Annotated in this window: 6 protein-coding genes; all 6 read left to right on the top strand. The window is 36.1% G+C overall.

Features of this window, described 5'->3' with window-relative positions; translation table 11 throughout:
• Positions 1–17 precede the first annotated feature (17 nt).
• Positions 18–1,475, top strand: coding sequence for a hypothetical protein (locus MP477_RS12805; RefSeq protein ID WP_257190740.1), 1,458 nt, complete (start codon positions 18–20; stop codon positions 1,473–1,475).
• 337 nt (positions 1,476–1,812) lie between these two features.
• The gene (locus MP477_RS12800) at positions 1,813–2,319 is read left to right on the top strand and encodes a M15 family metallopeptidase (protein ID WP_257190739.1); all 507 of its coding nucleotides are present in this window, start codon (positions 1,813–1,815) and stop codon (positions 2,317–2,319) included.
• 329 nt (positions 2,320–2,648) lie between these two features.
• Entirely contained in the window at positions 2,649–4,829 is a 2,181-nt protein-coding gene (locus MP477_RS12795; RefSeq protein WP_257190738.1) for a hypothetical protein, read from the top strand.
• Positions 4,829–8,065 carry a hypothetical protein gene (locus MP477_RS12790; RefSeq protein ID WP_257190737.1) on the top strand — a complete coding sequence of 1,079 codons (3,237 nt, stop codon included), beginning with the start codon at positions 4,829–4,831 and terminating at the stop codon, positions 8,063–8,065. The genes MP477_RS12795 and MP477_RS12790 overlap by 1 nt, the downstream gene beginning before the upstream one ends.
• 2 nt (positions 8,066–8,067) lie before the next feature.
• Positions 8,068–8,706, top strand: a complete 639-nt coding sequence (locus MP477_RS12785) for a hypothetical protein (protein ID WP_230037017.1) — start codon at positions 8,068–8,070, stop codon at positions 8,704–8,706.
• A 258-nt stretch (positions 8,707–8,964) separates the two neighbouring features.
• Positions 8,965–15,885: a hypothetical protein gene (locus tag MP477_RS12780; protein ID WP_257190736.1), complete on the top strand. Its 6,921-nt coding sequence runs from the start codon at positions 8,965–8,967 to the stop codon at positions 15,883–15,885.
• Positions 15,886–15,893 lie beyond the last annotated feature (8 nt).

The following is a 15,893-nucleotide window of genomic DNA, read 5'->3' as shown; positions in this document are numbered from 1 at the left end:
TTATTAACTATTGAATCATGAAAATATATCTATTAGCTACTCTATTATGTTCTTCTTTAGTACTCTCTCAAAAGATACAGCTGAAGAAAGACAAAATTCTGGTTAATGAAAAAGAAGCCGGAATTCTGAAGTCTCCTTACCCGGATCACTTTGAGTTTTATACCTTAGCTAATGAAAAAGTTTTTGATGCCGATCTCAAAGGGGTTACCCTGGCAAAGGACCAGTTTCTGTATTACCTGGATATGAAATCGGCAGACGGAAAGACCACCCAGATTCCGTATGAAGTATTAATCACCTCTTTTAAACCGGATAGAATTGTTGCCCATCAATTGGCTGTAAAATACCATCTCTTCGGTGAGAACGGTTTTGATAAAAATGAAGTGGAGAAATTCTTTGCTACACCGAGAGAAAATTTAGCGGATAAATACCTTACAGCAAAAACCAACAGCATTGCAGAAGATAATGAAAGAAAGAGCAGGCTTGACAATATCAGAAGTCTTTATAACCCAAGATTGGGATCAAAAGGTGAAATACTGATTAATAACGGAAATTATCCCGCTAAAATAATAGGCTATGCAAAAGGGTACAACTGTGCTGGATTTAATACTGCAGGCCCATGCCTGGAGGTAAGTGATCTGGATGGGATTAAAGTTGCCTCTATGTACCAGACACAGGGTATCAAAACATATACAGTAAGAACTTTTGATCATAATGAGTTTACTTTTACTGCGACAAGACCTTACGCCCAGTCGGATTATGCTTTTGTCAATGAGTTTATAGCCAATCTTTTTATCCAGGGCTATACACTGGAACATCAGGCGTATTATAAAAACCAGGAGCTTCAGCATGCAAAAGTGACAGATGCCGTCAACCGCAGTATCAATTTATATGATGTTCCGGGATACCTGGTGGAAAAATCAGGGAAGAAAACAGAAGGAGCGATCACCATCTGGTTTGAAATGCTGGATACCGAAAGAACCGGTCAAAAGCTTCCTGAAGGTGGTGCCGATCTCTTTGGGCAGCGGGTTACTTTAAAGAAACAACTGCCGGGAATGAGAAGTATGGCGACCAAAATCTATGATGCAGACTCCGGTGTACATTTTTGTGTGGCTGCCAATGGAAATGAAGAATGCTATTACGGACTGGATGTAAAAGGGGAGTTTATGAAGAAAATGCAGAACTACGGAAGCCTGCATGGTAATAATTCCTATTTCTACAGGCTGATAGCGAAGGAGAATAAAATCATGCTGCTTCAGGATCCTGTTGAAAGGCAGAAATATGTCATCAAAACAGACCTTCAGCCCAAAGGGCAGATGCTTGATAACAGATCAAACGATAAACTTTCAGAAAAGCTGGCTGATTATCTTAAAGATTGTAAAACAGTTTCTGATCAGTTGAAAAAAGAAAGCTTTGATCTTAAAAACGAACAAAACCTGATGCAGATTATTTCTGACTACAGTAAATGTAAGAAGTAACTGCATACCGATACCAAACAATTAAATCCGGCAATAGAATGAGAGCTCTATTGCCGGATTATTATTTATAGAGAAAGCCATAAGATTTTAATTTTTTTTCAGAAAAAATTTAATGCGTCAAGTTTTGACGTTGAGGGGCTATACTTTTGTTTCAGAAATAAACAACAAGCTATAATGATGATACCACTTTTTATGAAAATGATTCACATGTCCGAAAATCAAAGATCATAACAAAATTTTCACATTTTTTACCACAAAATATAACACGTCAGGTTTTGGCGTCAGCCTGAAATAGCTTTGCTTAATCAAACACCAAATCACAAAATAATAATCATCCATGGATAAACCAAGTGAAAACAGAATAAGAAATCTCCATCCATTGGTAAGGAAAGAAGTCACAGAAATTGTAAAAGAATGTGATGAAGCCCTTACCGGGAGAGCAAGAGTGAGGATTACCCAGGGGTTAAGATCCTTTAAAGACCAAGATGCATTGTATGCGCAGGGAAGAACAAAAGCCGGAAAAAAAGTCACCAATGCCAAAGCCGGACAAAGTATTCACAATTACGGATTAGCAGTAGATATCTGCCTGATTATCGACGGAAAAGTAGCAAGCTGGGACACTGCGAAAGACTGGGATAATGATGGCGTAGCCGACTGGTACGAATGTGTAAAGATCTTTGCAAGACACGGCTGGAGCTGGGGCGGAAACTGGAAAACCTTTAAAGACCTGCCGCATTTTGAACGAAGCTCCATCTGGAAAGGCGGGCGAAAGATCAAAGCATCCTGGAGAAACTTACAAAATTTACCAAAAGATAAAGACGGATATGTAATTTTCACCCAATAATCCCGGGATTATTTTACAGTGAAAATCAATATTACAATCAACCGGAATGATTGTACGGGAAGAGGTTTGTCTTTACCGGAAAAAAATAAACCTCTTCTTATTGAACAGTAGAAAAAATCTGAAAAAATCCTGAATAATAGAACTATTGAAGCAGCTAAGATACATGAAGAAAAATCATATTGCCTTTTTAAGGAAACACTCCTTAAAAAGCAACCAGGCTTAGTATTCTTAAAGCCTAATTGACCCTAATGGTTCAGAATGCTTTTCAGTTTTTATGAGGCTGATCATTACCACCGTCTTATCTTTTATTAACACCAAAAATCACAAAAATGCCACAAAATATTCCATCGGGAAGCTTATCAACAGCTCCCGACAGCAAAGGGCTTAACGTACGGCCAGATCTGTTGCCGGAGTCTTTCTTCTTCCTGGAGAAAGGAAAGACTTTCTCGCAAGACCAGGCCGGAAAATTTGGAGCTAATGGGACTGTATTCAGGACCACCTCCAAAGTAAGCGTTACCGGCAAAGTATATACAATTTGTCAGGGACAGGTATTTTTACAACCTTGTGGAACAGATGCCACTAAAGTAAATGCGATCCTGAAGCCTTTTAATCAGCCGATTAAGGGACTTGCGATCAAATATATCGTATACAGAGGCCTGAACAGGTCAGATTTCTTTGGATCTAACTTCGTTATTAATGACGGAACAGGAGTAACAGGCTTTGTAGACGTTATCAGAAAAGAATTTAAAGACCTGTATGCTATGCTGGGAATTACCCAGCCTGCGTTTACTGCTCAGTATATCGGGTATCCGTCAGGAACTTCTCAGTCAGCAGATGATCTTATTGATGATTATTTCCTTAAGATTTCTAAAGTTCAAACTACCGGAACTACCACCACTGAAGTAGAACCCAAAAAAGCTTTTGAACTGCCTATGATTCCAAGAGGAACCCATCTTGGAAATGCCACAGGAAGCATAGGAATTGATATCGTACTGAACGAAGGAGATTATACCGTAGCCAATGACCCAAATCCTTTTAAACTGAATCTGGCTTTTGCCCGCCATCCTGACCATGTTTTAGATCAGGCGGCAGGTGCTACAGTTTTTAAAAAGAAACTTATCAGGGAAACAGCCACTCAGTTCCTTGATATTGCAGCCTTTTATGGCTTACATACCCAGGGAAAAGGAAAGATTCATATGAGTGACAACTCTGTCCTGCAAACGGTAGAACAGATTGCCAGTCAGATTTCAGGCTTTAAAACAGCTGAGACTACCTATCTGTACATCCAGGGCAGCAGACAGAGATCTTATAATTTCTATGGAAATCAGAACCTGGAAGGAAGTACCAACAATATTAAAATCGGACCAACAGCTGGCAATCTTTCCTTAGAGCAGTTTGAAGCAGGCTGGCCGGTAAAAGAGCTGGTTGCACAGCCATCATTGGTACTGCAGCTTACAACTGATAATAATGATGCCGCTGCCATGTACGTAAAACAAGGTGTTTTACACGCAGATACTCCCAATGAGGATTATTTTATCAGAGGTAAAAACTTATTGCAGGAAGAGGGAAATGGAGTCAATACCAATTTCACGAAGCCCATTACTTTCAGTTTAAATAAAACAAGTGCCAATAAAACAGTTGCTTCATTTGTACAGTTGATTTACGAAGGGAAAACAGTGAAAGTCACTTCTGAAACCCCTGGTCCAAATCCGGGAGATCCTACCGTGAGTACTACTTATGATCTGAAGGACATTGATGACATCTTTGGATTGATTAATGTGACCCCTAAAGTTCAGTCTAAAGGAGGAAATGAGCTTGTCTATGTTATTGATCAGAATTTATTGTTGATTGATTTTGAAAATAAAGCAGGAGGAAAAGACATTGCAACGGTGACCACCAAGAAAGTGGAGGATCTGATCATGATCAATGATACGGAAAGTGTGAAAAGAGTTACTTATGAAACTTTACTACATAATATTCGACAGAATGTAGGAGGTTTTTTTGAAAGCAGAAGCGCCTATTTAGATAATTCTAACAGTGGAACGGTCTCCTATAGTGATAAAAGAAATAATTTCTATCAGCCTGAAACCCCTTATTATTTGAAATCACGAGTATTTATGGATTTAGAAGGGCAGACTATAACAGGATTATCAATTGATTCTGAAAAGGGATATTTACCAAGTAAAAAAATATTAGGAATAACTAAAATAGAGAATGATTCATGTTTTAACATTATTAACAGTCAGAATCTTAATAATCCTAAATTTTATTTTACAAACCTCAGAGAAGATGAAAACAGTTATTATAACTCTCAGGAAGGGCTAAAATATAAAAAATATTTTCTACTTATCATAGGTGAGACCAATCTTGGAGAACTTAAAATAGTGTCTCCAGCAGAAAAAATATTTATAACAACTATAGATAATATGGTCTTTACTTCTGATGAATATGCAAAATGGACTCCAAAATCATTTAATACACAAAAATTAATACCTAGTACATATTTATAATGAAAGCATCAATTTTATATGGAAGTTATGATATATTGGGGAATGCCCTTGTTGTCAGAATAAATAATTTAGAGAGCACGGTTTATACTCTAGGAGGTTATTTAGTAGGTTTTACAAAAAATAATATTGATTATTATCATTTTCTTAAAGCGGATTTTAAAGCAGATGATAATAATAAAGCAAGTGCCGGATATTATTCTTTGCAAGATTGGTTGAAGTACTGGGCTGATGAGTTGGAACTAAATAAAATAAGGAAATTTGAAGATAAAACCAGTTTTGAATATGTTCAAGAAGGAGATACAATTATCGTTGAAAAGCAAAAGATTGATAGCTCCATGGCTAATTATAATATTACTGAGACTTATTCATATACCTGGAATTCTAAAGAACGTTTAATCCCTTTTACGAATGAGATTTATATTCCTAAGAATACTATTCCTTCAACTCAAATATATACATCAGAATCTCTTGCTACAAATTTTTTTAATAATTCAAAATCCCTTATTAATTTAGTCACAGGTGCTGAAAACAAGAAAAAGGTAACACAGTTTTTAGTTTATTCAGCGTTTTGTCTTAATCATATTAGTAAATCAATTTTACCATTGTTTTCGGATGCCACTTACCAATCTTATATTAATGAACAAAGAAATTATTGGACAAACCCTTTTGTAAATGCATCAAATCAAAGTGAGGTAGAAATTATTAATTTGGTTGATAGTTTTTATCAAGAAGTTGTCAATTTTTATGCAGTAGGTTTTAGATGTAAAGTTAAAATTGAAAAGGCGCAAGGAAATAAAAAGTTTTTTTACTTAACATTGTTCATGGGGGTTAAGGCTCTTACAACCTTAACTTCACCTTTAAAGATACAGGTATTGCTTTCCGCAAAAGAAGAGCTAGAAGTTTTCTTTGAACAGGAAGCTGTAGAAAATTTAATTGTTCGAATCACAAAATCATTTGATATAAATACTGTTGATCGGATTGACGCTTTTTTTGAAGGTTTATTAAGTTCAAATAATCAATCAGTAGATAGTGGGAAAACAAAAACACTCTATCAGTATATTTATGATAAGATGAGTACAAGCTTACTATTCACAAAAGGAGTGATTACTCTTTCTAATTGGGTAATGTCGACAAATTTCACTCCTACTGATACTAAAGGACAATTTGTACAGACCATATATTTATTATGGCAGTTTAGTAAATATTGTCCATATAATGAAGATGGCAGTATCAAACCAAATGTATTAGGTTTTAATAAAGTTGCGACAGAGGTGGTGACATTTGATAATAATATTCAGGGAATTTTTAAATACACACACAACTGTGCATACACTGCAAAAATAGATGTTGAAAATTCTAATAGCGAAAGGACTTTTTATAAATATTCAATATTGAATGAAAATTCTGCTCCTATTGTTATGCCTTATACCTCTGAAAAATATGTCAATGTTTTTTTTGATAATTTTAAGTTTGAATTCCAGAAAGATAAAATATTAGCAAAAGAATTATTAATAACATACGGAAAACAAGTCACATCAATGATTGGAACTTCATCAGGTCCTATTGGAACTGAGGTTCTATATGGTAAGTATGATATACTTCAACCAGTTACACTTTTAAATTCTGATGTAGATTCGGCAGTACCTGTATATTCTACTCAGGGACAAATCTTTGATGTAAGTGGTAAGAAAATTAATTCTTTTATTCCGCTTTTTGTTTTACTTTATATTGCAGAAACTAATGAGAGAAATAATTCTGAAACATTGATTGGCTATGCCTTAGATGTTCCTTTAACTATAACTGGAGTTGGTGGTCTAACAAAACTAAGACACTTACGATGGGCAGCAGCAGGTGCAGATACCATTGGATTAGTGAGCTTACAGGGATTAAGTTTAGTAATTGATGGGCTTACCTTTACATCACAAGTACTTACCTATATTAGCCTTATTGTTGGAGACTGTAATAATCAAGATGAATTCTGTAAAACATTTAAGATTTTTTCAGATAGGCTTAATATTGTGTGTTTATCACTTAATGGAGGTAGAATGGCAGGAATTGGTATGACAAGCCTTACAAGGCAGGCATCAAGAGTAATTTCGAAGGTTGCTGCAGGAGCTACAGACGAAACGATTATCAGGGCAAATTTACGAGCCAAACTGATTTTAATGAACGCTACTGCTACTGCAGAAACAGTTGATAAAACAGTTGATAATATTTATAATTTATATGTAAGAAGTAATAATCTGTATACGAATCCTCTAGGGCCTGCATTATCTCTTACTTTTGTTACATATAAATTTGCTAAACTGATATTTGATAAAATTGTAAATGTTCTGATAAAACAACAAAACAATTTATATAATATATCTGATACTATTCCTATAGGAGGGGTTGTGAAATATCCACCTAGATTTTCAATATATAAATATGAAGAATTAGCAACTGGCGGATGGAAGAAACTATCGCAAACAGTTCATACAGAGGCAGAAATTTGTGAAATAATTCGTATAGGAAAACAGTATGGATTTAGTGATGAATTAACCACCCATTTTTTATTAAAAAGTTTAAGGGTTCAGAAAAATAAGACCTGGGTGCAAGTTACTGGATTTATGGAGAGATATGAGAATTTTAGAACAACCAGAAATTTTGTACCTTATTCATTTACTTCTGCAATTCATCTTGAAAGTTTTAATAATCATCTTCGTAGTATATTAACAAAATATGGGCTAGAAAAATATCTAGATGAATATCAAATATCAGGTTCCTCATTATATCAGAATCAAGTTCCAGATTTAGATTTGTGTTCTTATATTAAAAAGTCTAAGTTTTGGGATGCCTATGCAGAAAGTGCAGAGTTATTTTATAAAAATATGGGTAGAGCCAATGGTCCTAATGCCTTGAAAAAACAAGATATACTGTATGCATATTTTAAAAAGTATGTTGAAGCAAGAAAAGAATTTGCAAAAACAAACCCAAATATAACTCCAAGACAAATTGTTGAAAATTTAGAAAATCTAGATCAACTGTCAGCAAAGGGTATTATAAGAATTGAAAATGGTAAAATAATTTCTTTAGCTGATGAGTTATATGATATGAAATTCTTATCTGAAGACATAAAACCTAAACTATATAAACCAGACAAAGTTGATAATTGGGGTGGAATAGATTTTAATATATTTATAAATGCAAATAATGGAAGAAGATTAAATCCGGATTTAACAATTAAAATAAATTGATTATGAGTATAGAATATAAGAATGATAATTTCAAAATTATAACAGAACAACAATTTAAGCAGAATTTTTCTGGATATAAAGATAATATTGTTAACAATATTATTAAAACCAGAGAGAGATATTTAGATGGTAATATTTTTGCCTTGCATTATTACAAAAATATAAATGAAATTGATAGTCAAATTGTAGAGCAACATAAAAACCTTCCTAATTTAGAAGTGCTAAGTATTCGAGAAAGAGAAGCATATGGTGAATTTTGGATTGATAAAATAAAATATTTTGATTTAGAAGCAAATCAATTTTCGCAATTAATAGTTAGAGAGTTATATAATAATAATGGCCAAATTATTGCTTGGGAATGTACAGATCCTTCTTTGCCATCAAGTAATGAACACCATTATGAACTGACAAAATCATACTATAAAACAACTGATGGATTTTATGGAGAATATTTTGATTCTCATTATAAATCAGGTGTTTTTTCAGATATTGAATATTTTTCTAATGGTATAAATACTGATGACCAAGATGTTGAAAGAGGAATTTATGGTGTTTATGCCGAACAATTGATGATTAGAATGAATATCCCACAGAAGATGAGAGCTTGGTATGTAAATAATCAATTCTTACCAGAACTATAATTATTTAGGAAAAACAGTTTCGTCATACTATAAACTACTTTATGCCAATATTTAATTGACATAGAGTATTACGGAGCCTATCCTTCTTATTTTATAGGGGATAAAAAATAAATAATTATAGTGTTCTGATAAGTTGGCAGATTGTCAATACACATGAAACATTACACCACCACGGGAAATTAAGTAAACCCTACTTGATAAGGCTTTTGTTTGCCTAAAACGGAAGCCTTCCACTCACCCAAACACAAAATTATTTTTATGTCAAATCAAACACCGGTAACACACAGGTATTACCCGAGGTTATCCTCTGTGATTACAAAAGACGACATCCCGGATATTCTGGGATTCATAAAAGATGGGGTGACCAACCTCCTCGACAAAATCTACTATAAAGATTTACAGTATAGTAAAGGGCCGAAAGGAGATTCGGCTTTTTACAGCTTATCTATCGTTTCGAAAAGAATCGATATCGAAATTCCCGGAACAGGAATCGCTTTGGTTCTGAATCCGGATCTTGAAAACAATGATTCCAAAATTTCTGCATTTCCTATCACGGTTGAATACCAATGGAAGATTCTGGCGTATTTACGCTATTTCAGCTTAGGAAATTTTTCCTTTGAACCTCAACAGATCTTCGAGGTAGCGCTTAGAGTGCTCAACGTAACGGAAGAACAGGCGATTGCCCATTTCGTCAATACCTTTGTAAGTCCTACGGATCAGAATATTACTCCCCTGATGCAGTTTGTGAAGGATATTAATGCTTCGCAGAATTTGGGGCTTACATTACCATCGGATGCTACGACGGTTACAGAAGTCGTACAGGATATTTTTAATAAATCGGCCGGAAAATATGCCTCATTAGTTGGTTTTGCAACGTATCTTTTAACCAATGACCTTCAGGAAACAGGAAATAAAGTAAAAATATTCTTTAAATCCCTGCTTCCGCAAGATATTGATGAGTTCATTAAAGAAGTAGTGCTTCCGAAATTTAAAGCAACACTGATGTTGTCTGCAGCAATTGAATTTCCAAGAAATATTTTAACACCCGTTTATCCACGTGGTCATGCCAATGAATTAGATCCTATTCCGGAAAATACCCCCGGATATGCGAACAAAGTAACCTTGAAATTCGGGGAAGCTGTATTTTATGCGGATACGGAAAGAGGTTTCGGATATAATATGGACCTGGCATTGAGTACCAGTACGCCTGCACAGATTGGAAATACTGGTTTTGCCATCGATATTCACAACCTGAAAATCGACCTTAGTAAAAAGGAAAATATTGCAGAAGCAGATGCTGACGGAAGACCGAAAGAATTCATGGGAGTTTACATGGAATACACAGAAATTTTCCTTCCTAAAAAATGGTTTGAAAAACAGCAGACCGGACAGACCATCGGGATCTCTGCCAACCATTTACTGATTGGAACAGGAGGATTATCCGGAAATATTGCCATCCGTCCTACGTACAGTACAAAGACTGTAGGAAATACCACTGAAGTAGTTGATTATTTCGGAGATTTCTTCTCTTTGGATTATAATGGTCTATCCGTAAAATCCATGGATGGAACCTCAACCCAGCAGATTAGTGGTAAGCCTCAGTTGCTTGCTTATATTAATGGACTAAGTTCTCCTTCAGAGCTGAAATTTGTGTATCCTCTCAAATTGACGACTATCACCGGAGAACACAGAACTTTTAATAAAGAAGAGGAATATTATCAGTTTATCAGCACCCTGAAAATCCAGGATCTTGCTGATATTAAAAAACAGACATTATGGTTTAAATTAGGGAAAGATCCCGAAAAAGCATGGGAATTAGGATTCAGTAACTTTGATATTGACTTCCATCAGGGACAGGTAGTACATTCCTCCTTGAAGGCCGCCTTAAAGATCAAAAAGTTTAAAGGCTATGATGGAGAGTCTGACTTAATCATTGCAGTAGACGGAGAATGGGAAAGTAAAGAAAACTTTAAGCTTTCTGCAGCATTCCTTCCAAGTGGCCTGAAAATGAACCTGTTTAAGCTGCTTATCTTTAATCTGCAAAGAATAGAAATTGGTAAGAAAGATGATAACTTCTATATTGAAGCGGATACTAAGATTACTTTCCCTCAAGGTTCATTTGGAGAAAAGCTGTTAGGAGAAGAAGGAATTGATCTGCCGGCTATCCGTTATTACGCCAATGGTAAATTTGAAATTGCCGGCGGAAGTTCTATTATTCCAATCAATATCCATCTGAATTTAGGGCCGGTACGTATGGCCGTTACAGCCATCCATATGGGGACCATACAGCGAATGTATAAGGACAAAATGCGTACCTATAATTATATTGGATTTGATGGAGGTATCAATATCAACCCATTAGGCCTTGATGTAAGAGGAAATGGTGTTAAATATTATTATACTGCCGATAATGATGAAATGGTTGAAAAATACGGAGGAACAGAAGAATCATATAAAGATTCTTATTTCCATATTTCAACCCTTGAAGTAGACCTTGTAATTCCGGGATCGGCAAGTGCAAGTGCTGCAGTAGCTATTATCAAGGGGGCGCTTACCATTCCTGAGCCGGGTGTTTCTACAGAATACAGAGGAAAGGTTTCTCTTCAGCTGCCAAAAATGAATATTTCCGGTTCCGCAGAAATGGCTTTTGACCCTAAATATCCGGGATTCCTGGTAGACGCAAGTGTTGAACTGCCGTTTGTCATTCCATTAGGTTCATTTGGTATTTTCGGATTCAGAGGATTAATAGGATACCGATATATTGCCCATAAGGAGGCGATCGGAATGACAGAAAATGATACCTGGTACGATTATTATGTACATCCGCAGCGAGGAATCAACACGGATAAATTTATCGGACCACAGCATACTCAGCAATATAGTGCGCCATTCTCCTTTGGTGCAGGGGCTTCCCTGGCTACCTTAGACGGACGTCTTGCCTCGCTACGTGCAATGGTATTGCTTTCAGTACCAAGTATGTTCGCTATTGATGCCGGATTAACGATCATCAGTGAACGTCTCGGTCTTACCGAAGATGACCCTAAAGTTCCGCCATTCTATGCATTCGTTATCGTAGGGGACAATTCACTGGAAATTGGAGCGGGAGGTAACTTCCAGCTTAACAAAAATAACGGATCATTTATTGACATTAAGGCTGAAGTTCAGATGGGCTTCTTCTTTAAGAATCAAAGACCATGGTATGTCAATTTCGGAACAAGGGATAAACCGATCAGAGCCAGCCTGTTTAAAGATTCAGTGAATATCAAGGCAGAATCTTATCTGATGATTGCTGCCAAAGGAATTGAAGCCGGTGCAAGGGTAGATTTTAACCTGAACCTGATCATTGTAAAAGTTTTTGCGGCTATTGAAGTAGGAGCTCATATCAGTTTTGAAAGACCTCAGGTAGGAGGATATATTTATGTGGAAGGCGGAGCAGAGATCAACCTTTACATTATAAGTGTTGCCCTATTTATTTCGATCTATTTCAGAGTAGAACTTATACTTCCATTCCTGATCCTGGCCGAACTTAAATTCGAACTCAAGATCAAGCTGGCGATCTTTAAAATTAAGCTTAAAGTTCATTTAAGCATCAAATGGGAGAAAGATAAAAATGTAGATACCAGCGCAGTACCCCCTCTTACTTACAAATCAGATAATCCGGAAATTGATTATCCGAAAGAAGAGCGATTGAAAAATGCTGTGAAAGGGGTTCATATGTTGACCAACGAGACATTTGACCTTCCTGTCGTTCAGATTTTCAATGCACCGGAACCATCCATTAAAGATGATGATAAGCTGCCAACAATCCCATTGGATACCTATATTGATATTAAAATTGAAAAAGGGCTTATTCCAACGCCGGTTGCAGGTGAGAAAATTGGAGGCCACACCAGCGGAGCAACTGAATTTACAGATCTTATTCCCCCTCAGAAAACCCAGCCGGGAGGGCATGTACTGCGCCAGGTGAAACACCAGTATTCCATTGAAGATGTAGAGATTAAGATTCTAAATACACAAGGGAATGGATGGAATAAATATAATCCTTACAGAGCAGTGCTTACTGATGCTGAAGCAAACAGCATCGCTAATATTGATAAATTCAAATTAGGATTCTGGCAGAAAACCAATGATAAGTATGACACGATCAGAATTTTGGCGTCTACACCATTCTCATTCTTAGATTCTGCACAACCGGGATGGTTTATTCCTGAACAGTACGGAATTACGGCTTCTTCATTATTCTGTACACAAACTGAAGATGTATGGCATGAGTCTAATGTATTGGATAAAACAGTAGGAACGGTGTATTACCAGCCGGCAGGATCGCCGTATAACTTCATTAATGGAGCTTATTATAATCTCTTAGGAACCGTATCAGACGCTACGGATTATATGATGGTTTCTAATGCTTCCAATCCTCATAATCATCCGAAGTCATTGAAGATCACCAATGGAAATACAATGGTTGTTCTTCTTCCGGAAGCCTCTGCTAAAGTAAAATTACTACTTTCTACAATGGCAAGTACGGTTACGATCAGGTATTATAAAGACGTATTCTCTAATGCCATTTACCAGAACTATGCTATAATTGATGAGGTAACGAAGACAAAAGCAGAATTAGGAGCAGAGCTGATGTACGATGCCGCTAATTTCGGGGGACAGTATGTAAGCAAGATTGAAATTATTCCATACAATGCCAATCAGCAGGAAATTGATGATATCAATGCACAAATAGATCTTATTTGGGCTAATGCCACAGCAAATACTACAGGTGAAGTATCCACAGTAGTTCTTTCTCCAACGCAACAGGCTGAATATGATGAGCTTATTGAGATACTGAAAGAATTGAAAGCCGGAGGATGTACCACTGGTCAATGCAATGAGCTTGACTTTGATGTGATGCATGTAGAAGATGGCTATAATGGAGCTTTCGGGAATGGACTTGTGAATTTTAGCATGTCCAATATATCAAATGGCTGGGCAGATTATGATACACAGTATAGAACGATAACATCAGGAAATGCTCCACCATTTGTTGACTTCAATACCCATTCTGTGATCTTCCTGTATTTACCGGATAGCCCTGTTGCTCAATTTATCAAACATAATAGTGTTGTCTCAAAAATTACAGACAAGGCCGATGGTATTGATGTCTGCTATTCAAGTGAGTATCCGAAAGAAAAAATCAATAAAGCAGTCATTATCAAGGTTAATAAGACTACTCAGAAGCCTCTTAATCTGAAGTTTACTCCTGATTGCGGATGTGATGAAAAACCGGAGCCTTGTACAAAAGATGTGAAACTTTGTGATTTCCTTACCGGGCTTATGTATAATCTTAACCAATGTATTGTTTATTATGGGGTTGATGATGTTACTCAATTGAGATATAACCTGAAGTGTTTTCAAATATATATGGAAGCCATCTACAGCTTTGATAAAGAGTTCCCACAATATAACCTGGTTCAGGGTATTGGATATGTAAGAGAACTTTTAAAGAAACTGGCCGACTATCTGAATACTGAAGGATCCACAATATTCGGAGCACTGCAGTTAACAAAAGAAATTAATGATGTCATCTTTAAACTTGGAAATTGCGGATGTAATGATGATAGTGATGGAAATGGAAATGCAGTTACCCAGTGCTATACTTTATTCCACAGAGTAAACTGGATGACCGTTACAGACTACGAATATCAGCAGACGATTCCATCACAAGATGCTGTAACAGGTGACATGCAGCTGATGCAGGAAGCGATGAGTAAAGTGATACAGCCGGTTTGGAGACCCAACAGTGTTTACTATATCAATCTTAAACTGAAAGATAATGTGAATGGAGATACACCACACATCATTGATTATTATTTTGCCTTTAAAACGGCCGGGCCTATCGGGCACTTTGAAAAGAAAAATGAAAAATATATCGAATACCTTAAAGATGACAATGGTAATCTGACCGATAAGAAGAAAAATATAGATGAATATCCGATTACCTCTCTGAAGTCATATATCGATATGAAGAAGTCATATCCGAATGCAGACGGAGATCTTTTAATGTCAAAACCATTATTCTATGGTAATGAGCAGTGTAAAATAGAATTCTTCTTTACCAAGCCTTATATCTATCATATGCTTAAGACATGGGAAGCTCATAATGTAATGGATGTTAAAAAGATCACAGGAAGTATTAATATTGCGATTAAAGATCCTGTAACTAATGTTAGTATTCCATATCCTTTACCTCAGGACTGGGTGTCTCAGGAAACAATACCGGTAACTCAGGAAAGCTGGGCTGAAGATGATCCAAATTTACCATTGGGAATTCAGCAGATGCTTAATTATGTGAATCATGTTAACCAAGGGAATACGGGCATGGCCTGTAGTATTGATCTTGGAGACCCTGTTGTGCCAAAATCATATAAATACTCGGTTGAGCTCACGAATCTGAATCCGGAAAAATTATATACCGCTATTGTATACAATGCCTTTGACGATGACGGAGATGGACATTATAAACCACAGATTACACCGGTTCCGGGAAAACCTGATAAAGTATATGAAGAAAACCAAAAGATCCATGAGTTTGTATTTAGAACTTCAAGATATAAAGACTTTAAAGAACAGGTGGAAAGTTATAAGCTGAAAGAATATGATGATAAAGGACTTGTCGTAATAGGACAGAAGGATGCAATATATGAAGTGAAAGCAGATCTTAAGCAACAGCAGCTTAATGACCTCTATATTTTGGCTTCAGAAGGTGTTGAAAATCCTTATTTAAAGGGGCTTGCCAATACCTATTCAGAAGTGTTTGACCGTGCTTTTGAAGGAGTGATGGGATTAAAACCATTAAATCCTCCTACCCATACAGAATTTGTTAAGATCATCAACACCAATAATGAGGTGGCCGCCTTGCTGATCAGAAACCCGGAACCGTTCAATGATCCGAAAATTCCATTGGGTGATATGGCAGACTGCTTTAAGGTTCTTAATGCTGTAGGTGAACATAATAAAGATTTCCAAATCATATATGCTAAAGACTATTCTCAGATTTTAGTTATGCATAAGAGCAATAAGATCAAAGATTCAAAATTAAAACTGGAATTCACTTATAAATCTTGGGACGGATCAGCATATGCTAAAAGATCTACAGTAACAATCAACGAATTACAACTAAACAACTAATTAAATCT

Origin of the sequence: Chryseobacterium sp. WG23 (assembly GCF_024586575.1) — a bacterium.
Classification (GTDB): domain Bacteria; phylum Bacteroidota; class Bacteroidia; order Flavobacteriales; family Weeksellaceae; genus Chryseobacterium.
This window is presented reverse-complemented; position numbering and strand designations above follow the sequence as displayed.

What these genes read in the sequence shown, in the direction of transcription:
- MP477_RS12805 (WP_257190740.1), top strand. Translation starts at nt 18, where the DNA reads ATGAAAATATATCTATTAGCTACTCTATTATGTTCTTCTTTAGTACTC.
- MP477_RS12800 (WP_257190739.1), top strand. Translation starts at nt 1,813, where the DNA reads ATGGATAAACCAAGTGAAAACAGAATAAGAAATCTCCATCCATTGGTA.
- MP477_RS12795 (WP_257190738.1), top strand. Translation starts at nt 2,649, where the DNA reads ATGCCACAAAATATTCCATCGGGAAGCTTATCAACAGCTCCCGACAGC.
- MP477_RS12790 (WP_257190737.1), top strand. Translation starts at nt 4,829, where the DNA reads ATGAAAGCATCAATTTTATATGGAAGTTATGATATATTGGGGAATGCC.
- MP477_RS12785 (WP_230037017.1), top strand. Translation starts at nt 8,068, where the DNA reads ATGAGTATAGAATATAAGAATGATAATTTCAAAATTATAACAGAACAA.
- MP477_RS12780 (WP_257190736.1), top strand. Translation starts at nt 8,965, where the DNA reads ATGTCAAATCAAACACCGGTAACACACAGGTATTACCCGAGGTTATCC.